A 22,792-nucleotide genomic window follows, 5' to 3' on the forward strand; every position below is an offset into this window, starting at 1 on the left:
TAGTTTATAGTAATAAGTTACAGGGATATGCCAGGATAGCGGTCTTTGCCGCCGCGCGGATCCCGGCAGGCTCCGGAGGTCGGTCTTGATCAGGGTTGAAAACCTATCCAAATATTACGGCTACAACAAGGCGGTCGACGATCTCTCCTTCGAGGTCAGTAAAGGAGAGATACTGGGATTCCTGGGGCCCAACGGTGCCGGCAAGACGACGACGATGAAGATGCTTACATGTTTTCTTCCCCCGTCTTCGGGAAAAGCGCAGATATTCGGATTTGACATCCTTGAAGATTCAATGGAAATACGCAGGCGGATAGGCTATCTCCCCGAAAGGACACCACTGTACCAGGACCTCGGAGTAAGGGAATATCTCGATCTGGTGGCGAGGCTTAAAGGGGTCGATCGGGGCTCGTTAAAACAGTCTATAAGCCGTTCGGTCGAGAGATGCGGTCTCGAAGAGGTAACGGAAAAGAAGATCGGCACTCTTTCGAAAGGGTATCAGCAGAGAGTCGGGATCGCCCAAGCGGTGATAAACGATCCGGAGCTTCTTATCCTCGACGAACCTACTCTCGGGCTGGACCCGAGGCAGATAATAGATATACGCAAGCTGATCAACAGCCTCGGACGCGAGAGGACGGTGATCCTCAGCAGCCATATCCTCCCCGAAGTCAGCCAGGTCTGCAACAGGGTGATCATAATAAACAAGGGGAGGCTCGTCGCCGTAGATTCCCCGGAAAATCTCAGGGAAAGACTGAGAAAATCATCGATGACAAATGTTACGGTGCGCTCGGAAAAAGCTCCATCAGCCATCAACGATATGATATCCGGACTGGAAGGAGTCCTTATGTCGAAAGTGCGCGGCATCGAGGGCGACACGATATCGCTGATCGTCGAATCTGGCACCGACATGGAGATACGAGACACCATATCGGAAACGCTTGTGAAAAACGAGGTCAGGCTGCTCGAGATATATAACGAGGAACTCTCCCTCGAGGAGATCTTCATGAAACTCGTGACGAAAGAACCGAAATGATCCCTGAATTCAAAGCAATATACGCACGGGAACTGAAATACTATTTCAATTCGATCACGGCGTACGTGACTATATCGATCTTCCTGATAATATCGGGATATTTTTTCTTCAGCATATTCAGGTTTTACAACCTGATGTCCCTGCAGATAATCCAGAAAAACGATTTTTCGATGAACCTCAATCTTATCGATGGCGTCATGCGCCCGATCTTCGGGAACCTCAGTATAATAATTCTTCTCATCCTGCCGATGATCACGATGAGGTTGATAGCGGAAGAGAAGAAACAGGGGACTTTCGAACTTCTCCTCACCTTCCCCGTATCGGACGCCGCCGTCGTCGGGGGGAAATATTTCGCTTCTCTGACGATACTGGCGATAATGCTCGCTCCAACAGCCCTATATCCGGTCCTTCTGAAGGTCTATTCCGATCCCGAACTTCTACCGGTCCTGTCCGGATACCTAGGACTCTTCCTCATGGGAGCGGCTTTCCTGTCGATAGGGACCTTCTTTTCATCACTGACATCCAACCAGCTAGTCGCGGGCGTTTCGACATTCGGGGTGTCTCTTTTCTTCCTCGTTATCGGCTGGGCCGCGCCACTGAGCGGATCGACTCTCTCGGCAGTCCTTTCGGAGCTTTCTATCCTTGTTCACTTCGAATCATTCTCAAAAGGAATCATCGACCTGAAGGATATTACATACTACCTTCTCCTGAGCCTTTTTTTCCTTTTTCTGACGCTGAGGTCACTCGAATCATCAAGGTGGAGGGCGTGATATGAGAGGATTGAACCTTATCCTTGGAACAGCCGGCCTCATCCTTGTGATAGCGGGAAGCGTTGTATATGGCGTTTTATATTCGAGCGGAATCGTGGCATTTCTCCCTCTTCTTGCCGGCCTCTCTCTCTCCACCGCGTCAGCGGTTCTGGCGTACCGTGGATCGGTCAGTGAAGGGTCCAGGCGTTCGGTGAGATATGGCCTCAACACGGCGGTCACGATAATCCTCGGCCTTGCGATACTGGTCTTTCTCCAGACCCTTGTCACGCGTCACACCGTACGCCTGGATACGACATCGAACAGAAGATTCTCCCTTTCAGCGCAGACCGGCAAGGTTATAAGCAATCTCGGTATCGAGATAGCGATAACCGCCTTCTTCAAGGAAGGCTCGCAGGAAAGGATCGAACTTGAAGATCTCCTTTCCGAATACAGGAATCTCTCCCCGAAGATGACGTACAGGTTCATCGACCCGGACAAGGACCCGATCTCGGCTCGGAGGTACGACCTCAAAGATTACGGCACTATCTTTATCGATGCATCAGGCCGGCGCGAAATCATATCCGAAGGAACGGAAGAGAAACTGACGAACGCGATATACAGGATCGTATCTTCCGGCGCGAAAAAGATCTATTTCACTACCGGTCACGGAGAGAAATCAATCGAAAAGACAGATCCTCGAGGCCTCAGTTCTCTCAAGGAAGCAATCGAACTTGAGAGCTACGAAGTCACGGAATTTCTTCCTCTTGGTAACGAGAGGATACCCTCCGACTGCACCGTCCTTGTGATAGCAGGTCCTCGCGATGATCTTCTCAAGGCCGAGCAGAACATAATACTCGACTATCTTATCTCCGGGGGGAAAGCCCTTATCCTTCTTGAACCTGCTACCGATATCCCCTTGATAAAAGGGATAACGAAAGCTTTTGGAATCGATCCGTCCGACGACATCATAATAGATCCGGGTGGAAAGATGCTCGTCGACAACTTTCTCACCGCTGTCGTGAACCAGTATGGAAAGCACCCGGTGACAGACGGTTTCAGACTATTTTCGTTCTTCCCGCAGGCGAGGTCTCTCTCCGTCCTTGATCGCCTGCCCGACGCAACTACGGTGACGATCATAGGAAAAACCGACGTAAAGGCGTACGGCGAGAGTGATATCGATACGCTTATGATCGAGGGCAAGACTCAATACGAAAGCACCAGCGACAAAGCAGGTCCAGTATCGATCGCCGCCGTGGGAGAAATGGAACTGGTACTGGCCAGGGAGGATTCGGCGGGATCTTCCGGCAAGCGTTTATCCAGGATCATCGTTTTCGGAGACAGCGATTTTACAGGCAATTCGAATTTCAGGCTTTCGGGAAACAGGGATCTGGTGCTCAATTCCATCAACTGGCTCGCCGAAGAAGAAGACCTGGTGTCGATACGCCCCGCTGAAGTCCTCAATCAGCCGGTCCTTCTGAGCAAGAAAGAGGGACTTGTCGTTTTCTGGATACCGGTTGTCGCTTTTCCCTCTCTTTTCGCCATCGCCGGCCTGCTGGTCTTCATCCGCAGGCAACGCGCGTCATAGACAGGTATTTAGATGAAGATAAGAACGACTGTCATCTTTTTTCTCGTGCTGGCTGTCATAGCCGGCTACTTCTACTTCGATCAAAAAAAGACAAAATCGGCCGATGAGGAATATTCCGCTTCAAAGGCCCTTCTGCCATACACTTTTGATGAGATAGACAGCGTAGATTTTTTTAATCCCTTCGGTGACCTGATCAAATGGAAGCGCGATGGCGATGGCTGGCAGGTCACTTACCCCGTCGTCACGGTAGGCTCCAAATCGATGATAGACTATATGTTGAAACTGACCGTACCAGGGAGAAGATGGAAGAGTTTTGACGCCGAAGACAGATTCGCCGATTACGGGCTCGAGAACCCGTCGACATCGATAATACTCCATAACAGTCTGAGAAGCAGATGCGACACGATCCTTTTCGGCGACAAGACTCCCCTGAACACGCAATGCTATGTCAGGCTCGGATCATCAAAAGAGATCATTGTCACGACCGATCTTTCCCGGAACCTTATGGAGAAAACCCTTTATCATCTCCGTGACAAGAATCTTCTCTACATGGAAGCCGACTCGATATCGGCGTTCTCCTTCCGTAAAAATACAAGGAGTTACTTTTTCGAAAAAGACGCTGAAGGGAACTGGGTCGTAGCTGGCACATCCGTCCTCGCTGACAAGAATCTCATAAAACCTTACCTCTACGACCTGGTGGACGCTTTGATATATGGTTTCGCTGCTGAAAATATGCTTCACGCTAATAAATTCGGGATAGATCCAAAATCAGACAATATCCTTCTGTCCACCCGGTCAGGGACGGTCGAGGTCTCGTTCGGAAAAATCGATGAGAATTTTGTCTACGCAACGCGAACCGGACTTGGAAAAATCGTAAAGATCGAATCGAGGTATCTTGATATCTTCGACTGGATAGACGAAAGGATAATGGTGCTGAAAGCCGCTTCATTCGATCCGGCGGAAGTGAGTGGCCTGGTCTGCGAATATCCTTCCGAAACGGTCAGGATCGACTTTGCCACCAAAAGCCTCTCGATCGATGGGAATCCATCGATCGAGATATCGACAGTCGATATCCAGCGCATACTTTACATGCTCATCTCTGTATCTTTCGACTCCGGTATATCACCCGCGGCAGATGATGATTCGGAAGTCCGTGCCGCGCGATATTCTATCCTGGGAGAAGATGAAATACTCCTTGATCGACTTGATTTCTACATCGATCAGAACGGAATGGAGAATGTCATGGGCTTCAAGACACGCTCGTCGGGATCTACCGGCACGAAAAACTCCCGCGAGATACGGACCTTTATACTCAGCCGCGCGAATTCTTCGAGATAGGCCGGAAGGCTCGATATCGAGACGGTGTCTTTATCCGCGCATACTCCTCCCCATCCGGAAGAATCTCTTCTTCCTGCTTGTACGATCGATCTTTTTGGTTTATTATCCAATGTAGAGGTGAACCTGATTGAAAGATACTCGTATTAATAATCCCCGCATTTCATCCTACGCGAACAGATCGATTACAAGGAGGAGTTTTCTATCCGGCGGTGCCTCTCTCGCGGTTGCCGGGATCGTCCCCGGATACCTTTACGCTACTGATGAAGGTCCTCGTGAAGCCTGTTTCTATGAAAAGCTTGGAAACGGCAAGGTGTCATGCACCCTCTGTCCCCACAACTGCAGGATCTCGCCTGGGAAAAAAGGTATCTGCCGCGCGCGAAAGAATATCGGTGGCACCCTTTTCTCGATCGTCTATTCCAGACCCTGCTCGTTGCATATCGACCCTATTGAAAAAAAACCTTTCTTTCATTTCCTTCCCGGCACCCGGGCTCTTTCGATCTCCACGGCGGGTTGCAACATGCGATGCAAGTTCTGCCAGAACTGGCAGATATCCCAATCCGATCCAGAAGATATCTCCCTGGATGCTGTCTCACCGGAAACGATCGTTTCGAAAGCAGTCGGGCTAGGCGCGGAATCGATCGCTTATACATATGGGGAACCGGTGGTATTTTACGAATATATGAGTGACATCGCCACACTCGCCAGGAAAAGAGGGGTCAGAAGCGTGGTAGTGACTAATGGATATTACTCTTCCCCGGCGATACAGTCGCTTTGCGAAAAAGTCGACGCTATCAAGATCGACCTTAAATCATTCAGCGACGCGTATTATCGAGATATCTGCGGAGGATCGCTTAAACCTGTACTCGATGCTCTTGTCGCGGTAAAAGGATCCGGTGTCTGGCTGGAGATAGTATACCTGATGGTCCCCGGCCTCAATGACGACCCATCGATGCTAAAGAATATGTCACGGTGGCTTGTAGATAATCTCGGCGCCGACGTCCCACTGCATTATTCAAGATTCCAACCCGCGTACCGCCTCTCCAACATCCCTCCCACTACAGCCGAATCGCTCGAGCGGGCGTGGAGTATCAGCAGGGACGCGGGTATCAGATTTGTCTATATAGGCAATCTGCCAGGCCATGCCGCCGAGAACACATATTGCCCGGATTGCGGAGAAAAGATCATATCAAGAAAAGGTTATACAGTTGGGAAAATAGATATAGTCAATGGAAAGTGCCTGTATTGCGGCAATACGGTCCCCGGATCGTGGGGGGAGGCGATCGATTGAAGAGCCTGAAAGCTATCTTGACCCTTTCCGCCCTGATCGTAATCTTCACGGGAGCCGCTTTCTCTGGCAGGAAAGGTGATCCGATGAAAGACCATACGCGTTCGCCGGCGGTTGCCGGCCAGTTTTATCCGGACGACCCGGCAAAATTGAGATCTATGATCGAAAATATGCTTTCAAATGCTTCGTCGAAAAAAGTAAAGGGAAGGATCAGGGCGATCGTCGCGCCCCACGCGGGATACGTATACTCCGGGCATGTCGCCGCCGAGGCTTATTCGCTTCTCGGCCCGCGATACGCCGGAACTGTCATTGTGATCTCTCCATGCCATGTCGATCACTTTCCCTATGCCTCGATCTTCACCGGTTCCTCATATACCACGCCACTCGGAAATATCGAGATAAACGAAGAACTTTCTGAAATGATAGCATCGAAGACCGAAGCGGTAAGAAGGGACGACAGGGGTCATACCTCGCGCGCCGGCGGAAGGGGCGAACATTCCCTCGAAGTGCAGCTTCCATTCCTCCAGGTGGTGATCGGAGAATTCCGGCTGGTACCGATAGTGATGGGAGATCAATCTACGGCGCTGATAGAATCGCTTGGCAAAGCCATCGGAGAATCGATCAAGGGTGAAGATGTTCTGATCGTGGCTTCCACCGACCTGTCCCATTTTCATCCAGCCGATCACGCAAATATTCTGGACGAAGCTTTCATTAAAGCTCTCATGGAATTCGATCATGAATCGGTAATCGCCTCGATCGTTTCCGACAGATCCGAAGCATGCGGAGCGGGACCTGTCGCGGCAGCTATAATAGCTTCAAAAACAGCTGGCGCCGATCGGTGTGAAATAGTCAATTATGCCAACTCGGGCGATATCAGTGGCGATTACAGCAGCGTGGTCGGGTATCTCTCCGCGCTCTTTATCGATGATACCTCGATAAAGGAATCTTCGTCAGACATCAGGGCCGCATCTTCGAACGAGGATGATATCTCGCGGGAAGACCGGCTTTTTCTCCTTCGTTATGCCCGCCGTGTAATAGAAGACAGGCTATCGGGGAAGGAGACCGATGACGATATACCGGACTCCCGCGTGCTGGGAGAAAAACGCGGAGGCTTTGTGACACTAAAGAAAAGGGGACAGCTTCGAGGCTGTATCGGATATATCGAGGCGATCAAACCACTGGCAGAAACGGTCGCCGAGATGGCCGCCTCAGCAGCCTTTAACGACACTCGTTTTAATCCGGTGTCAAAAGAAGAACTCGACGATATCGCGATAGAGATATCAGTTCTTTCTCCGGTAAGAAAGATCGATGACCCGTCAATAATCGTCGTAGGCAAGCACGGGATAATCATCACGCGCGGAAGAAACCGGGGGCTGCTCCTGCCCCAGGTAGCGACCGAATGGAAGTGGGACAGAGAGACTTTTCTGTCGCAGACCTGCGTGAAAGCCGGTCTTGATCCAGACGCGTGGAAACTCGAAGGGACCTTAATAGAGATCTTTTCGGCGGAAATATTCTCCGAGGAGGAACTCGGACTTCGCTGATCGCTTATCTTCCGATCCTTATCGTGATCGCCGCGAAAAGATGGATCGCCGCGATAAGAACGAGAGTCGACAGCACACCCGCCACTGGAAGAAGGAAAAACCCTCCCGTCAGACCGCCGAGCGTGGCACCGAGCAGATCTGTCGAGTAATAGACTGCCGGGACAGAACGCTTTTCTTCATCGTACGACAAAGAAACGACGGTCCTGTAGTACGATCCGGTAAGTATGCCCCCCGCGAAAGAGGCTGCGTAAAAGACAATCGGTCCAGCGAGACTTATCATGCCTTGACCAGCCCTGCCGGTAAGAAGGGCGAAAAGCACGCCGGTGGTGAGAAGGAAACCGATATGCAGCTTCCTGACACTCGATGCCGGTCTTTTCCCTGCCATCGACTTTCCGGAAGATCCCAGAGAGATACCTGCCATAAAAAAGGCGCTTAGAAGTATGAGCCCATGGTAAAGCACGCCCGAAATGATCTGGAAGAGGGTCATTATCGTCATCTGAAGCAGAAAACCGGTAAACCCGGTGATGAATATCGCCGTTCTGTCGATCGCCCGTTTACGGGTCATAAAGATCAGTGACGAGATAGCCGTAAATATCAAAGCAGCGTATAAAAATCCCGGAACGCGCGCGAGCATCTCAAGTATATCAGCGGCGCCACTGCTTTTTCTTTCCGCTTCCAGTATCATCTCATGGTATGGAAGGACCGGATGGAGATCGCTGTTTACGCCTGCTTCGGGACAGCTGCCAAGACTCGCTTCGAGAGCATCGAACCTTTCTGGAGAAAGCCTTGAAGGAAGATATGCTTCATTCACGTAAGATGCGTCGAGTTTTCTATCGTGAAGATTCCCAAGGAGCCTCTCTCCGATTCTCCCGGGAACAGCCCCGGCGATGAAATGCGCTGTACTTCCCGGAATCATCCCGACATCGCCGAATACTTCTTCAAGAGTCTTCTTCAGAATGCCCAGAACAACGCACTGTCTTCCGGAAATGTAATTCTCCGAGGAAGGATGGGATATGTCGAATATCCCTCCGGCAGCAAGGGCTTTCCTGGCCGACAGGAAAAACTCTCTGGTATAAAACCGGTTCCACAGGATATTGACCGGGGCGGGGACCGAGACGATTATCAGATCGTATTTTTTTTTCGAAGAGAAAAGAAGAGCCCTGGGATCGCCGAAAACCCGGTCGATTTTCAGTCCTTCCAGCCGGTAGACTCCTGGCCCGCCCGGCACTGTTCTATCGATGCCTTCGACCAGCCTGGAGACCCCTTCGTCAAGTTCCATCAGATCGATCGATTTTACCGAGGGATGTTTTGACGCTTCATTTACAACCCCCTCCGACAAAGAACCGATTATGAGGACGTCACGGGGATCGTCGTGGCAGAGAAGGGGAATATCGACTGCTTCCTCGATTCTTTCTGGCTCTGGGATCGAGAATATCCTTCCGCCCCCAGCGTATACGGAAAGCATATCCTCGCGCTCCACCGCGACAAGTTCAGCGTATTTCGAAGAGATGAATCCCCTTAACTGATACCCCGGGAAAACAGCGGATATCGACGACTCGTCGATTATCGCAAGCGCGGGCAGAATGGCCGCGCACAAGATTGCTCCCGCGGCGATTACCGCCGGCAACTTCCACCCCGGCCTGAATCTGACAAACGAGGAGACGAGTACGGTCATGAATATTATGAATGATGCTTCAAGCTGCGAGAATCTTCCGATCAGAACGAATGAAAACAAAAGCGCCCCGGCTACCGAACCGGCCGCTTCGGACCTGTAAACAGAGGTTATACTCTCGCGCATATCGGCGAACTTTTTCCTGAAAAGAAGACTCGCAGTATTGTAGATCCATCCGTACAGGAAAGTAAAAGGAGCGATGATGAAGAAGGAGAAGGTCAAAGCCTTGAAATAACCGGGGAATTCACCGCGAGCCTCCTGGAGAGGACCGCGTGACAACCTTATCAATATAACGGTAAGAGGTAGTAGCGACCCGGCTGCTATGGAAAGGATCCGGGTCAAACTTTCGCGGTCAGTGATCCTGGCTGTCATTCTTCCACCAAGAAGACCTCCCGCGGCGATCCAGAACAGCCATGAAGCGAGAAGAAAACCTATCGTGAATTCAGTACCGTGAAACAGCCCGAGAAGTTCCCTCAGGAATACAGCCTGGGCTGTCACAGCGCATGCCCCAAGGATCAGTATCTGGGGCCTTCCCGGATAGATATCGCCATTCACCTGTCAGTTTTCATTGTTGAAGTAATCCTCTTCAAAAACCCTGGTAAAATCGTACCGGTCCCTGAAATCCTCTATACTGTCTTCAGCAGTCTTATCCAGAATACCGTAATCTACCAGTCTGAAAACAATATTGCCCACATCTTCAGTCTCGAAAATACCCCATGAATTAAGTACTTCCTTCGCCATGGGACCATACCTGGATGAAGCGTAGATCCTGAGGCCGTCGAGGAGTATCTCTCCCGAGATATGCCGGGGCACTTTAAGAGAGTTCTGGATCTCGTCTATTACAAGCATCACGAAAACGTAAGCTTCCCCCTTGTAACGGGGATAATTCTTTGTTATCAGTTCTATCCAGCCATCTTCCGCGGATCTGTCTTCCATCATCATTCTTTCGATAAGATCGTATCCTTTTCCCACCGGGGGTCGGTATCGGGGTGATCGGCGTTGAAATGCAGCCCTCTTGATTCCTTCCTCATAAGTGCTGACTCGATTATCAGGCTGCTGACAAGGACTATGTTTCTGAGTTCGATTATATCTGCCGACACGCCGTATTCCGAATAAAGTCTTCCAACCGTCTCTGATATCTGCCTCATCCTGTCTCTTGCTATACGCAACCTTTCATCGCTTCGCACTATCCCGACGTAATCCCACATGACCCTTCTCGCCAGATCCCAGTCGTGATCGATGATCACGGTCTGCAATCTCTCGGGGTCGCTGATCCTCGGGCAACCCGCCTTGATATTTTCTGGATCTACCGTGCGCCTTTCGGATCTCGATACGAGCGTGGCGCATCTGTCAGCCATCACAATCGATTCAAGAAGGGAATTACTTGCCAGCCTGTTCGCTCCATGCACCCTCGAGCATGCGACTTCACCTATCGCGTATAATCCATCCAGGTTCGTCTCTCCGTTTATAGTCGCCAGCACTCCTCCAACCATATAATGCGCCGCCGGCACTACCGGTATCGGTTCCTTTCTTATATCTATCCCGAACTCCATGCAGGATTGAAATATATATGGAAATCTTTTCATCAGCCATTCTCCCGGGCGGTGGGAGATATCAAGCAGTACAAATTTCTCTCCGCTGTTTTTCATCTCGGTATCGATCGCTCTCGCCACTATATCCCTCGAAGCGAGTTCTCCACGGGGGTCGTAATCGGTCATGAATTCTACACCGGCATGATTCTTAAGGATCGCTCCTTCGCCTCTTAACGCTTCGGAAATCAGCCTCGATTTCGCTTCAGGGTGGTAGAGGCATGTCGGATGGAACTGTACGAACTCGAGATTGGCTATCCTCGCTCCCGCCTGGTAAGCCATCGCTATTCCGTCACCGGTCGCCACGTCCGGGTTCGACGTATAAAGATATGTCTTTCCCGCGCCACCGGAGGCCAGGATGGTACTGGGACTCAGGCAGGCTGTGATCTCATGTTTCTCGATATCGAAGAGGTACGCCCCGCATATCCGCCCCTTTTCGTCCTTTATCAGGTCGATCGCCAGTTGTCCCTCCACGAGTCTTATCGACCTGTGCTCCTTGCAGCTCTGGATGAGCCTCTCTTCAAGTTCCCTTCCTGTAAGATCACCGTAATGGACGATCCTCGATTTCGAGTGTCCTCCCTCTCGTCCGAGCTGAAGTGGCCCGTTTTCCCCTTCCCTGCTGAACCGGACACCGAGCCTGATCAGCTGCTCGATCTTGTCAGGGCCTTCAGTCACCATTATCCGCACAGATTCGGGATCTGAAAGTCCCTTACCTGCCATCAGAGTATCTGATATATGCAGTTCCACCGAATCGCCCGAATCGATCACTGAAGCGATCCCTCCCTGAGCGTAGTTGGTATTCGACTGCTCGGCCTTTTTCTTTGTCACGACGAGCACATCGGCGTTATCCGCCGCTCTCAGCGCGAAATAGAGGCCGGACGCTCCACTTCCAATGACAAGCATGTCTGTCGTGATTTTTTTCACCAGGACTTCCTTTCGTTACCAGATAATAGGTAAAAGAAGTCTGGAGAGGCAACATAAAGAAGTGCATTCTGCATAAAGAGAGGCCGACGGAGTTTATCCCGATATTTACGGTTTTGTAACTATAATTAACACAAGACATTAGACTTTACAGCATGACCGTGTCCTTGGCACAAACATTGCGTAACCCTCTCTGAAAACTATTAAATGCCAGATATCGACGAGGAGGTTACCCGATGTCCGTAAGAAATTTCGCCACTCTGGCTGTAATTTTACTAGTCGCTGCAGTGACTTTCACCGCAGGCTGCGACACAGATTCCAACTACGACGAGAGAACGATCGTTTATGTCAGCAATGTAAACGAGGGATACCCGTTCATCGCCGATGTCATCAATCAGGGCGATTCGCTTTATTACAAGGACACTTTTGTTTACAAGTATGAAGATGATTACATCGTGGAAGACTGGATGAAGGTCGAGATCCACAACAGGCCCTATAACAGTACTATAGACCCGACGACGAGCGCTCTCGGCGATTTTCTCGTCACGGGATATACGGTGGAGTTTGTAAGGCTCGATGGCGGACCTGAGGTCGTCGCTCCCTTCACCGGCGAAATGAGCCTGCTCGTGCCGGCGAATACGATCGTCGAAGCCTACTTCCTGGCGGTTCCTTACGTCGCGAAAAACACCGGGATACTCCTGGGAGTCCAGTATACTACACAGGAGATCATGACCAATATGCAGGTGACTTTCCACGGGCATGAGATCCAGACGGACAGGGAGATCGATTTCTCGGCGGGAGTAATGGTCAACTTTGCCGACTGGCTTGGAAAAGAGGACCCGAACGAGCATTGATCACGCGATCACCGGGTAATCAGAATAGAATTGATGTCAAACGATCCGTCCCCCGGGGCGGATCGTTTTTCATTGTCCCCTCCGGACTGAGCGGATATCTTCATCTCTATCTCGAGAGAGTAGACATCAGCCTTCTGATCTATCAATGGAAAAGATTTGGCCCTGTCCTTTTCCGTCGTAATAAAGACTGTACTACCACTTCCTTCCGACAGGATCCTTTCGATCTCTTCTTTAGTATATGACGCGTGGTCAGGATAACGGATCGACCTGACAGGCTCGATCCCGACTTTTCTTACCGTTGATTCGAACGAATCGGGCCTGGCGATACCTGAAAAAAGGATGACTTCTCTCCCCTGGCAGACTGAAAAGGGAAGTATCTTGCCGCGCTGGTCTCTAAGTCCCGACGGAAGATGCTCGGCAAAAAATATCTTTTTCCCCTCGACATACCGGCGGACCCTCTCAGGCACGGTCCTGTCCGTTGCCCTGGTGAATATCACTACATCGGCCCTTCTCGCCGACGAACCGGGTTCTCGTAGCGTTCCCGCCGGAAGGAGCCATCCCTTGCCAAGTGGAGCGTCATGGTCGAGAAGAAGGATATCTATGTCCTTCCATATCTCTCTCTGCTGGAAGGCGTCATCGAGGAAGATATGGGTGGGCCCGAATAGTCTTGTAGCCGTTCTGACGGCACGGTCTCTGACGGGGTCGACGATAACGATGAATCCTCGCCGGGCAAGCATCGCAGCCTCATCTCCGAATGCCGCGGCTTCGGCGTCTTTTTCCACACGACCTTCAGAAACCAGACGGGAAATAAAGAGTTCCGCAGATATGTAATCTTCATCTTCCTGGTGCCACGCACCGTTCTCCGCCGATATTACAACGCTCTTTCCCGCTCGTTCGGCGGCTCCCCTGTATCCCCTTGTTACTATTACCGGCTTTCCACCCGCTTTTTTCACTGCACCGGCAAAGGCGATCACAGCCGGGGTCTTTCCGCCTCCACCTATCTCGATATTTCCGATCGAGATCGTCAAGGGTCCGCTTTCCTGTCTTTCTCTCCCCTCTTTTTTTCCCGTTCCATATCTTCTGGACAGATACAGGTATTCCCAGTAAAGAGCGGCCAGAAGATAGCGCAGCGGTAACAGAAACGCCCAGCCTCCCCGTCCGGCGAATACCCTCAGCCGGCGGTCATATCTTTCGATAATCTCCATCATGCGTCCTCATGCGGCCATAGATCGATCCCACTGTACCCTATCTCCCGATCGAGCCGCCTTGTCAACACGCCAAGTGAATCCTCAAGGGCAAGCCTTATCCTTTCCCTCTCTTCAGGATCACTGTCACGGGAAACGCTAAAAGGCTTTTCGTATTCGATTATCACTTTCGCGAAAGGGTACGGGATCTGGAACCTGTCCCAGGAACGGGTAAGGAACCTGCCTTTGGCCGTGCAGGAGACCGGTATGACTGCTTTCGAGGCGAGCCTCCCAAGCTCGATCGCTCCCTGTTGAACGATCCCCCGCGGGCCCCTTGGCCCATCGACTGTCAAGGCGATATCTATCCCATTCTTCAGAAGAGAGGTCATCGTCATCAGCGCCCTTGCCCCACCTCGCGTACTCGATCCCTTTACATGACCGTATCCGAGACGCTCGATCGTCTTTCCCATAAGATCGCCGTCGTAGTGTTCCGAGGCTAGCACATGAACATTCCGGTTTCTATGCGACCAGGTCATTGCCAGCATCCTTCCGTGCAGAAAGGCAAATACCACCTGCCCGGATAACGCCCTTGCTTCATCCAGATGACCGGTCCCCCGCCATTCTATCCTCAACGTGACCCCTAGTAACCTGATGAAGATCGCTCCGAGGAAACTCGCCACCGATCGATTCACCCTGATTTTCATAAGGAGACCACCTCTGCCGTCACGGCAGACAGATATCAAGCGTTTTCTCAGCTAAACGCCTTATTCCGTTATCAACCAATAATTTGTCATATATACTTATCAAGCTCTCAGAGATATTTCTATATCTTTCCGCGTCGGTCAGGACAGAGAGTGTTTCGCCGGCGATCCTCTCGGCTGTCGCGTCCGATTGAATCAGTTCCGGCATAAGCGTCTTTCCAGCGAGCAGATTCGGCATCGCGATCCATCTGACCTTGACGAGGAGGCGTCCTATCAGGTGCGTGATCGCTGAACTTTTATATATCACTACCGCGGGAGTACCCGAGATCGCTGTCTGAAGGGTCACAGTGCCTGAAGATGCTATAACAAAGTCCGCTTCGTCGAGCATACTCGAAGCATCCTCGCGTATCTCGACAGAATCCCTGATATCGGCGGGAATCGATTCCCTGTCGATATCGATCAGCGGGGCAGCTCCGATGATAAAATTCGCAGAGGGAATCGAAGAGCGGATGATCCTCGCCGCTGAAAGAAGCAGCGGCAAATGTTTCGAGACCTCCTGTTTCCTGCTTCCGGGAAAGAGCAATATCAATAATCCGTCCCGATCCCTTCCTATCTCCTTCGGCCTGCCGGGAGGCCGAATCGTATCTGTCATGGGATGACCGGCATAAAAGACTTCTATCCCGGCTTCTTTGAAATACTTCTCCTCGAAAGGAAATATCACCGCCATCATGTCGATCGAGCGCTTCATCTTCCTGATCCGCCATCCACCCCAGGCCCAGACCTGCGGGGAGATAAAATAGATGACCGGCACCCCTCTCTTTCGCGCGTATCTTGCGACCCTGAGATTCAATCCAGGGTAATCTACCGGGATGAAAAGTCCGATATCGCCGCTGTCGATAAGCCTTCTAAGCTTTTTTTCGAGAGCGATTATCTTCGGCAGTCCGGTTATTATCTCGGAAAAACCCATGAAAACGAATTCTTCCATGGGAAAAATGACGCGCGCGCCCGCAGCAGCAAGCTCTTTCCCGCCCATGGCTACGATCGGGCGGTCGGGGTCGAGTCGTTTCAATTCCGCCACAAGGCGAGCGCCATGCTCATCACCGCTCGTCTCGCCGCATGTCATAAGGATAGACTTCATATCCCTACCGATCGGTCTTGATGCTTTCGATTACCTTCTCAGCGATGATGAGGGCGTTGAGGCCTTCCTCTCCCGTGACTTCCGGATCATTACCTCTCCTTACCGCTTCAAGAAACGATTCTATCTCCATCATCAGGGGTTCGCTTTGATCAACTTCTATATCAAGCTTCTCAATGAACGATCTCGGATCGGATGATAGCCTGTCCATCGAGATATTATCCGCCTTTGAGAAAGCCTCGATCTCCTTCGCCCTGAAATCGGCCGAGACATAGATATTCTCCTGAAAGAACCGGATCTTCCTGAGAGGTTCTCTCGAGATCCTTGATGATGTCAGGTTCGCCACGCAACCGCTTTCGAATTCAAGACGCGCGTTGACGATATCCGGTTCACCGGTGAGGATCGCCGCCCCGGAAGCCTTCAGGTCTACGAGTTTTTCCCCGCCGAGGATATCAAGGACAAGATCGATATCATGTATCATAAGGTCGACCACTACAGAGACGTCGATCCCTCTTGGAACGAAAGTGCCGAGGCGGTGGGATTCGATGAAAAGAGGCCTGTTGATAAGTTTTCTAACAGCCTTGTATGTCCCGTTGAATCTTTCTATATGACCAACCTGGAATACCAGTCCCCTGTTTAGGGCGAGATCTACCATCTTGCGGCCCTGGATCGAATCTGAAGCGATCGGTTTCTCCACGAGAACGTGTACATCTTTGCCAAACGCTTTCATTACCGAATCAAAATGATCGGTCGCGGGAGTACAGATACTTACAACGTCGCAGATATCGAGAAGTTCTTCGTCCGTAGCGCAGACTGTCGCGTCATACTCTCCGGCGATCTTTTCGGAGCGGTCCTTCATGATATCGTAAAGGTAAACTCCGCTGATATTCGAGGAGGAGTGGTACAGCCTGGCGTGATTCTTTCCCAGGCTTCCAGTGCCTATTACACCTGCCTTGATGCTCCGTGCCGGATCGTTCATTATATCTCCTGGTTTAAACTGGTAAGAACGGTCACTTGGTCAGCCCGCGCCTCGAATTGCAGATAAATTCAAGGAGAGTCCTGATCTCTTCCGTCTGATCAAGCTCCTCTTTGATCTTTTCGGCGGCCTGGGTGACATTCAATTCGCTGCGGTAGAGATATACGTACGCTTTTTTAAGAAGAGCCCTGGTCTCCAGACTGAATCCGCGGCGTTCAAGCCCGACGCTGTTAAGCCCGCTTACTTTAGGTGGATTACCGGCGAATTTGAAGTAGGGCGGGATGTCTTTTGGTATCCTGCTGCCGCCTCCGATGAAAGCGTGCGCCCCGATCGATACGAACTGGTGAACAGGGACCATACCACCGATGATCGCCCAGTCATTGACGGTGACGTGTCCCGCCAGATTCACCGCGTTGGAGAGTATGACCCTGTTTCCGATCACGCAGTTATGCGCGATATGAACGTAGGCCATGAGCAGACAGTTGTCTCCAACCAGCGTGCTCTCTCCCTCACCTACCGCCGCGTTGATAGTGACGAATTCCCTTATCACATTATCGTTGCCTATCCTTACATGGCTTTTTTCGCCGCCGAACTTCAGATCCTGTGGAGGTGCCCCTATCGCCGCGCCGTGAAAGATCGTATTCCCGCTTCCTATAGATGTATGACCTTCTATCAGGACATTGCTTCCGACTTTCGTTCCATCTCCTATCGACACATCCTTGCCGATTACCGAGAATGGACCTACTTCTACCTTATCACCGATCCTGGCATCCTTATGTATAATAGCTGAATCATGAATCAACCCTGGCATTATTCCCTCCATCACCGTTCCACCAATGTCGATGTAAGATCTGCTTCGGCGACGATTTTTCCATCAACGTATGCCAGACCGCGCATCTTGCAGAATCTTTTCTTAAGCGATTTCAATTCAAGTTCGAATCTCACCTGGTCTCCCGGAACAACCGGTTTTCTGAACTTGGCGTTATTGATACTCATGAAATATACGAGGTATTTCTCATGGTCATCTACTGACGAGAAGAGAAGAATACCGCCTGTCTGGGCCATCGCTTCGATTATCAGAACGGCCGGCATTATAGGGTGCCCGGGAAAATGCCCGATGAAGAAAGGCTCATTTATAGTAACATTCTTTATTCCGACGACCCTCTTCTTGTCCTCAAGCTCAAGTATCCTGTCAATCAGGAGGAAGGGGTACCGGTGGGGCATGATATCCATTATCCTGTTTATATCCCAGTGGTTGCCAGACTTGACGATTGTCCTTTCAGCCTGATCGCGTTTGTCGCTCAGTAAACGGGCGAATTCCAGGTTGTAATTGTGCCCCGATCTTATGGCTATTATATGACCTTCGACAGGGGCTCCGGCAAAAGTAAGATCACCTATGATATCGAGTATCTTGTGCCTTACGAACTCATCCTTGAACCGCAATGGCTCCTTGTTCATAATCCCGTTTTCATCGACAACAACAGCGTTTGCAAGACTTCCGCCCTTAATCAGTCCTTCCGCCTTCAGCATATCGACATCTGACATAAGCGCGAAGGTGCGGGCGGGAGCTATCTCCTTTGCGAATATCTCCGGATTGATATCTATCGAGAGGAACTGCGTCCCTATGTGGACATTATCATACTCGATCGTAAAACTGATCCTCAGCCCATCGTATGGCAGAGCTATCAGTTCGGCATCATCCCTCTGGTAGGCGACCGGGGTATCTATCTTGAAATACCTTACCGCTTCTTCCTGTTCTTCTATTCCGGTGGCAAGGAACTTCTCCACCAGTGACGCGACACTTCCGTCCTTCGGTTCAGGGGGCTCCTCGGCATCGATCTCGACCACGAGGTTGTCTATCTGCAGTCCCGCGACTGCCGCCAGGAAATGCTCGACTGTATGGATCACCGCGTCGCCGTTGACTATGGTAGTGTTCCGTTTGACTTCCCTGAGATCTATATATTCAGCCGTTGCCGGGATCTCGACTACGGGATCAAGATCGACTCTTCTAAAGACGATACCTGATCCGGGAGGCGATGGGAGAAATCTTGTTTTGACGCTTTTCCCTGTATGAAGTCCTGTCCCGATATATTCGAATGCTTTTTTAATCGTCTTTTGATTGCGGATCAATATCCGATCCTTTCTCAAGAGCTTCTACTCTTTTCTGAAGATCCCTGAAATTTTTCAGAAGATCGGGAAGCCTTGTACTCGCCGCGTATATTTTTCTGGCGAAAGAATGCTCCCTCGCCGGATAACCTGAAACAGTCGTGCCGGGTGGAATCGATTTGGTCACTCCCCCCTGAGCGCCGACCATTGCTCCTTCACCTATTTTTATATGCCCCACCAGGCCGGCCTGGCCCGCCAGCACGACATTCTTTTCCAGTTCCGTACTCCCTGAAACTCCCACCTGGGCGGCAAGAACAGAATTATTTCCAATAACGACGTTATGCGCTATCTGGACTAGATTGTCGATCTTCGAGCCGCTCTGTATAAGGGTCACTCCTGTCGTCGCCCTGTCCACAGTCGTATTGGCCCCTATCTCGACATCATCCTCGATCCTTACAATACCTATTTGCGGGATCTTGTGGTGCTCGCAACCCTGCTTCGCGTAACCAAAACCATCGCTTCCTATCACAGTCCCGGAATGAATGATCACCCTGTCGCCGATCTCGCAGTTCTCCCTGATGATCACATGAGCGTAAAGAAGGCAATCTTCTCCGATCCTCACATCGCCGGAAACAACGGTCAGAGGAAGAATTGTGCTTCTGTCCCCGATTACCGCATTATCGCCGATTACAACATATGCACCTATCGAGACATCCGACCCGATAGAAGCGCTCCCGGAGATCACCGCGGTCCCGTGAATTCCCCTCGGGTACCTTTCCATAGGGCTTTGGGAAAAAAGAGTCACGACCTTCAGAAAAGCAAGATACGGATTATCGACCGTGATCACAGGACCCTTGAAATTGCCGTTGCCTGCCGCTATAAGCGCCGAAGCCTTAGTCGAAGCAAGATACGATTCATATTTCGAATTGGCCAGAAAGGTTATCTGCCCTTTTCCCGCTTCCTTTATACCGGCCACGCCGGTTATCCTGACTGTAGGATCACCTTCTACTTCACCGCCGACGACCCGGGCAAGTTCTTCAAGAATGTATTCAGCCATAGGTTCACCTGGATATTACTGCTCCTGGATAACGATCCCCATGGAAAGGATTCTAACCCGATGGGGAGATAAAGGCAATTGATTATCCGGCCCTTTATATTTAATAACAAGCTATCTTATTGTGCTGTTTCCAGTTGCGCTTCCAATTCGGCTATCACGGTATCTGTAAGATCTATCGATTTATCGGCATAAATGATATTTCCCTGTGCCGCGTCGAAGACCATCGTAAAACCCTGTTCCTCGGCGATCTTCGAGATCACCGCGTTGATCTTCTCGACTATCGGATCTGTCAATTCCTTGTTCCGCCTGGCAGCTTCACCGTTCTCGCCAAAGATATCATTCATGTACTTTCTGTATTCATTCGCCGCCTGATCGAATTCCATCTTCTTTTCCTGGAGCTTTTCCTCGCTCAGCATCAGGGTCTGGCTCTGGATAGTCTCGCGCATCTGGGCCAGTTCGGTTTCCATCTCTTCAGCTTTCTTCTTCCAGGATTCTACTTCTTTTTTGTATATCTCCTCGGCCTCTACTGTCTCCTTGAAATTAGCGAAGATCTTGACTGTGTCTATATACCCGATCTTTACCTCTTCAGCTCTCAATGAAGCGGCAGGCAGCATGCTTACCACGTAAACCAGCAGCAGTATCGCAGAGATTCTCTTTTTCATCCTTCTCCTCCTTTTAATCTGACAACTCACAAAATATATTACTTTTCATCCGAAACGAAACTGTTTTTTAAAAGAAAGTGCCGAATGTGAAGTGGGGTTCCCAGGCAGCCCCGCCTTCCTTGTCGTATCCGTAACCGTAATCAAACCCGAGATTTCCCATTCCGGGCATCTCAAGCCTGATGCCAAGGCCCAACCCTCTCTTCATGCTGAAGAGATTCGCGTCCCGGAACGAGTTCCACGTGTTTCCCGCGTCGAAGAAGACAAGGCCGTATACCGCCTGAGAAAACGGAAAGACGATCTCCTGAGTGAACTTTGTCATGAACCGGCCGCCGATATAGCGATCGTTCCCTTCGGGAACGACTTCATAAAAATCATACCCCCTGAGCGGATATCTTCTGTTTCCGCCGAGCCGGAATTTTTCATAATCCTCTACTTCCGAACCTCCGTAACTGTCTATCAGACCGGCATTCATCTCGAGATGGAAGGTGAATTTCCAGAAAAGGTTCCTGAACCAGGACATCTCGCCGTTATACCGGATGAATTTGACATTACCTCCGAACGGCCCCCCGGCCAGTTCCACGCTGAGGCTCGACTGTGAGCCAGTCGTAGGGTGAAAGGGGCTGTCTGTCGAATTCCTCGACAGGCTCAGCATCACAGTGCTTTTATTAAGAGGCCAGTCCACTTTCCTGAGGCTTCCGAATTCTGGATATGAGGGGTCGAAATTGTTGAGTTCTACCGTCTCGAAACGGTACTGGAGATACGCCCTGGTGTAGTCGAGGTAGGGGAACGGATGTCCAGCCTGGACCGAGAATCCCTTTCGGCGGTCGGTATAGTACTGCTGGCTTACCCTGTCCTGTATCCAGTTGAAGACCGTCACTGTCATCGCCCATTCAGAATCAAAGAGGTGCGGTTCAGAGTATCTCAGATTCATATTCTTTCTATAGCGTCCGAATTCCCAATCGAGGGCTATCGTCTTGCCACGGCCCAGGAAATTATTCTCCTGTACGCCGAGGAACCCGCTCAGTTTGTTGAGTTGTGAAAAACCGAACCCGCCCTTGAAGTTGCCTGTCTGTTTCTCCTGGACATCGATCAGCAGGTTGATATCCCCTTCATCGTTCACCGGTTCGGTATCGATCTTGGGAGGTCCCTCGAAATACCCCATCTGGAAGATCTCTCGTACCGAGCGCTGCACTTCACCCAGTATGAACCTGTCTCCGGGATATACATCGAGCTCCCGCCTGATTACAGTCTCAAAGGTCTTCGTATTTCCACCTATCTTTATCTCTTTAATGGACGCGGGATTGTTCTCTATGATATCAAGGTCCAGATCTACCCTGTTCTTCCTTACATTCTGCCTCGGTATCACCCTGCTCCAGATATAACCCTTTTCCCAGTAAAGGCTGTTTATCGACATCTGGACGAATTCGACTTCCTCGAGGGAGAAGGGATCGCCTTTATCAAGGATAACCAGGTCGCTTATTTCCTCGTCTGTGACGATCTCGTTCCCGCTCCACCCGATATCACCGGTGATATATTCTCTTCCTTCATCTATCGCGATATATACGTCTACATGCTCCCCCTCATTGATCTCGTCAAGCCTGTACAAGGATGCTCTCGCGTCCAGATACCCCTTGTTACGGTAGAGGGTCTCTATTTTCTTGAGATCCTCCTCGAGTACGGCGCTTTTGTACTCCCCGCCCTTCCACCAGTGATCGACGCGGCTTTCGATCGCTTTCCTGAATTCTTTCGACTCAATGGCGCCATTACCGATAAAATCGATATTCCTGATCTTGACCTTATGCCCTTCTTCTATCACATAAGTAATGTAGACCCTGTGGTCCTCTGTCTTGTCGCTTATCCTCGAAGTTATCTTCGCCCTGTTGTAACCCTTTTCGGCAAGCAATTCCCTGATCGCCGCGATATCGTCGGCTATTACCGCCGGGCGGGCGAAAAAACCCTCTCTGAGCATTATCTTCTCGGTTATATCCTTATCCTTGATATTATCATTTCCCTCGAAAAGTATCGCTTTGACCCTGGGATATTCCTCGACACTGACAGTGATCACCGCCAGAGAGTTCTCTTCGCTGTAATATGCCGTTACATTGGCGAAATCCTTCGTGCTTACAAGTCTTTTTATCCCTTCAGAGATCCTTTCGACCCTGAACTCCTCTCCGGTGAGGAGACCGAAAACCGAGACGATCTTCTTTTCAGATACGAATACATTCCCCTCTACGTCGACCCTTCCTATGTTTATCGCGGCCGCTCCCGTACTGATGACGCAAAGGATGACCACAGACAGTACCAAGATCCTCATCTATTCACTTCCTCGTTAAATCCACCCTCAAAATCCGGAGAATGCTAGCATAGCCCCTGAACTCTTGCCAAGATAAAAGGACAGCCGGAAATT

19 protein-coding genes are annotated in these 22,792 nt (G+C 50.7%); 7 read left to right on the top strand and 12 right to left on the bottom strand.

All coding sequences use genetic code 11. From position 1 onward, the window contains the following. The first annotated feature begins 85 nt into the window (after positions 1-85). The 6 genes from JW814_07705 (at position 86) to amrB (ending at position 7,528) form a co-directional block, all read left to right on the top strand. A complete protein-coding gene (locus tag JW814_07705) occupies positions 86-1,030 on the top strand; it encodes an ATP-binding cassette domain-containing protein (GenBank protein ID MBN2071324.1) in 945 nt (314 codons plus the stop codon). Then, positions 1,027-1,800 carry an ABC transporter permease gene (locus tag JW814_07710; protein MBN2071325.1) on the top strand — a complete coding sequence of 258 codons (774 nt, stop codon included), beginning with the start codon at positions 1,027-1,029 and terminating at the stop codon, positions 1,798-1,800. The genes JW814_07705 and JW814_07710 overlap by 4 nt, the downstream gene beginning before the upstream one ends. 1 nt (position 1,801) lies before the next feature. Continuing rightward, complete coding sequence (locus JW814_07715; protein MBN2071326.1) at positions 1,802-3,364, top strand: GldG family protein; 1,563 nt, start codon at positions 1,802-1,804, stop codon at positions 3,362-3,364. A gap of 12 nt (positions 3,365-3,376) precedes the next feature. Then, complete coding sequence (locus JW814_07720; protein ID MBN2071327.1) at positions 3,377-4,702, top strand: DUF4340 domain-containing protein; 1,326 nt, start codon at positions 3,377-3,379, stop codon at positions 4,700-4,702. Between the two features lie 127 nt (positions 4,703-4,829). Beyond that, positions 4,830-5,990, top strand: a complete 1,161-nt coding sequence (amrS, locus tag JW814_07725; protein MBN2071328.1) for an AmmeMemoRadiSam system radical SAM enzyme — start codon at positions 4,830-4,832, stop codon at positions 5,988-5,990. Beyond that, positions 5,987-7,528, top strand: a complete 1,542-nt coding sequence (amrB, locus tag JW814_07730; protein MBN2071329.1) for an AmmeMemoRadiSam system protein B — start codon at positions 5,987-5,989, stop codon at positions 7,526-7,528. Before amrS ends, amrB begins: the two co-directional genes overlap by 4 nt. A 4-nt stretch (positions 7,529-7,532) precedes the next feature. Here amrB and JW814_07735 read toward each other — a convergent pair whose 3' ends face one another. From JW814_07735 to nadB, 3 genes are read right to left on the bottom strand one after another with little or no spacing between them, the layout of a single operon-like run. Next, a complete protein-coding gene (locus JW814_07735) occupies positions 7,533-9,755 on the bottom strand; it encodes a hypothetical protein (protein ID MBN2071330.1) in 2,223 nt (740 codons plus the stop codon). Positions 9,756-9,758: 3 nt separating this feature from the next. After that, the gene (locus tag JW814_07740) at positions 9,759-10,136 is read right to left on the bottom strand and encodes a hypothetical protein (protein ID MBN2071331.1); all 378 of its coding nucleotides are present in this window, start codon (positions 10,134-10,136) and stop codon (positions 9,759-9,761) included. 2 nt (positions 10,137-10,138) lie between these two features. After that, entirely contained in the window at positions 10,139-11,716 is a 1,578-nt protein-coding gene (gene nadB, locus JW814_07745; GenBank protein MBN2071332.1) for an L-aspartate oxidase, read from the bottom strand. Between the two features lie 230 nt (positions 11,717-11,946). On the opposite strand from nadB, the gene JW814_07750 reads away from it, so the two are divergent. Then, the gene (locus tag JW814_07750) at positions 11,947-12,564 is read left to right on the top strand and encodes a hypothetical protein (protein MBN2071333.1); all 618 of its coding nucleotides are present in this window, start codon (positions 11,947-11,949) and stop codon (positions 12,562-12,564) included. Between the two features lie 8 nt (positions 12,565-12,572). Here JW814_07750 and lpxK read toward each other — a convergent pair whose 3' ends face one another. From lpxK to bamA, 9 genes are all read right to left on the bottom strand, one after another. Next, the gene (gene lpxK / locus JW814_07755; protein MBN2071334.1) at positions 12,573-13,769 is read right to left on the bottom strand and encodes a tetraacyldisaccharide 4'-kinase; all 1,197 of its coding nucleotides are present in this window, start codon (positions 13,767-13,769) and stop codon (positions 12,573-12,575) included. After that, on the bottom strand, positions 13,769-14,452 hold the full coding sequence (locus tag JW814_07760; GenBank protein MBN2071335.1) for a lysophospholipid acyltransferase family protein: 684 nt from the start codon (positions 14,450-14,452) through the stop codon (positions 13,769-13,771). Before JW814_07760 ends, lpxK begins: the two co-directional genes overlap by 1 nt. 19 nt (positions 14,453-14,471) lie before the next feature. Continuing rightward, positions 14,472-15,587: a lipid-A-disaccharide synthase gene (lpxB, locus tag JW814_07765; GenBank protein MBN2071336.1), complete on the bottom strand. Its 1,116-nt coding sequence runs from the start codon at positions 15,585-15,587 to the stop codon at positions 14,472-14,474. Positions 15,588-15,591: 4 nt separating this feature from the next. Further along, positions 15,592-16,563: a Gfo/Idh/MocA family oxidoreductase gene (locus JW814_07770; protein ID MBN2071337.1), complete on the bottom strand. Its 972-nt coding sequence runs from the start codon at positions 16,561-16,563 to the stop codon at positions 15,592-15,594. A gap of 31 nt (positions 16,564-16,594) precedes the next feature. Next, complete coding sequence (gene lpxA / locus JW814_07775) at positions 16,595-17,371, bottom strand: acyl-ACP--UDP-N-acetylglucosamine O-acyltransferase (GenBank protein MBN2071338.1); 777 nt, start codon at positions 17,369-17,371, stop codon at positions 16,595-16,597. An 11-nt stretch (positions 17,372-17,382) separates the two neighbouring features. Then, positions 17,383-18,690, bottom strand: a complete 1,308-nt coding sequence (locus JW814_07780) for a bifunctional UDP-3-O-[3-hydroxymyristoyl] N-acetylglucosamine deacetylase/3-hydroxyacyl-ACP dehydratase (protein ID MBN2071339.1) — start codon at positions 18,688-18,690, stop codon at positions 17,383-17,385. Further along, positions 18,665-19,723: a UDP-3-O-(3-hydroxymyristoyl)glucosamine N-acyltransferase gene (gene lpxD, locus JW814_07785; GenBank protein ID MBN2071340.1), complete on the bottom strand. Its 1,059-nt coding sequence runs from the start codon at positions 19,721-19,723 to the stop codon at positions 18,665-18,667. Before lpxD ends, JW814_07780 begins: the two co-directional genes overlap by 26 nt. A gap of 116 nt (positions 19,724-19,839) precedes the next feature. Beyond that, positions 19,840-20,385: an OmpH family outer membrane protein gene (locus JW814_07790; protein MBN2071341.1), complete on the bottom strand. Its 546-nt coding sequence runs from the start codon at positions 20,383-20,385 to the stop codon at positions 19,840-19,842. 67 nt (positions 20,386-20,452) lie between these two features. Then, entirely contained in the window at positions 20,453-22,699 is a 2,247-nt protein-coding gene (bamA, locus tag JW814_07795; protein MBN2071342.1) for an outer membrane protein assembly factor BamA, read from the bottom strand. Positions 22,700-22,792 lie beyond the last annotated feature (93 nt).

The organism is Candidatus Krumholzibacteriota bacterium, assembly GCA_016932415.1.
GTDB lineage: Bacteria > Krumholzibacteriota > Krumholzibacteriia > Krumholzibacteriales > Krumholzibacteriaceae > Krumholzibacterium.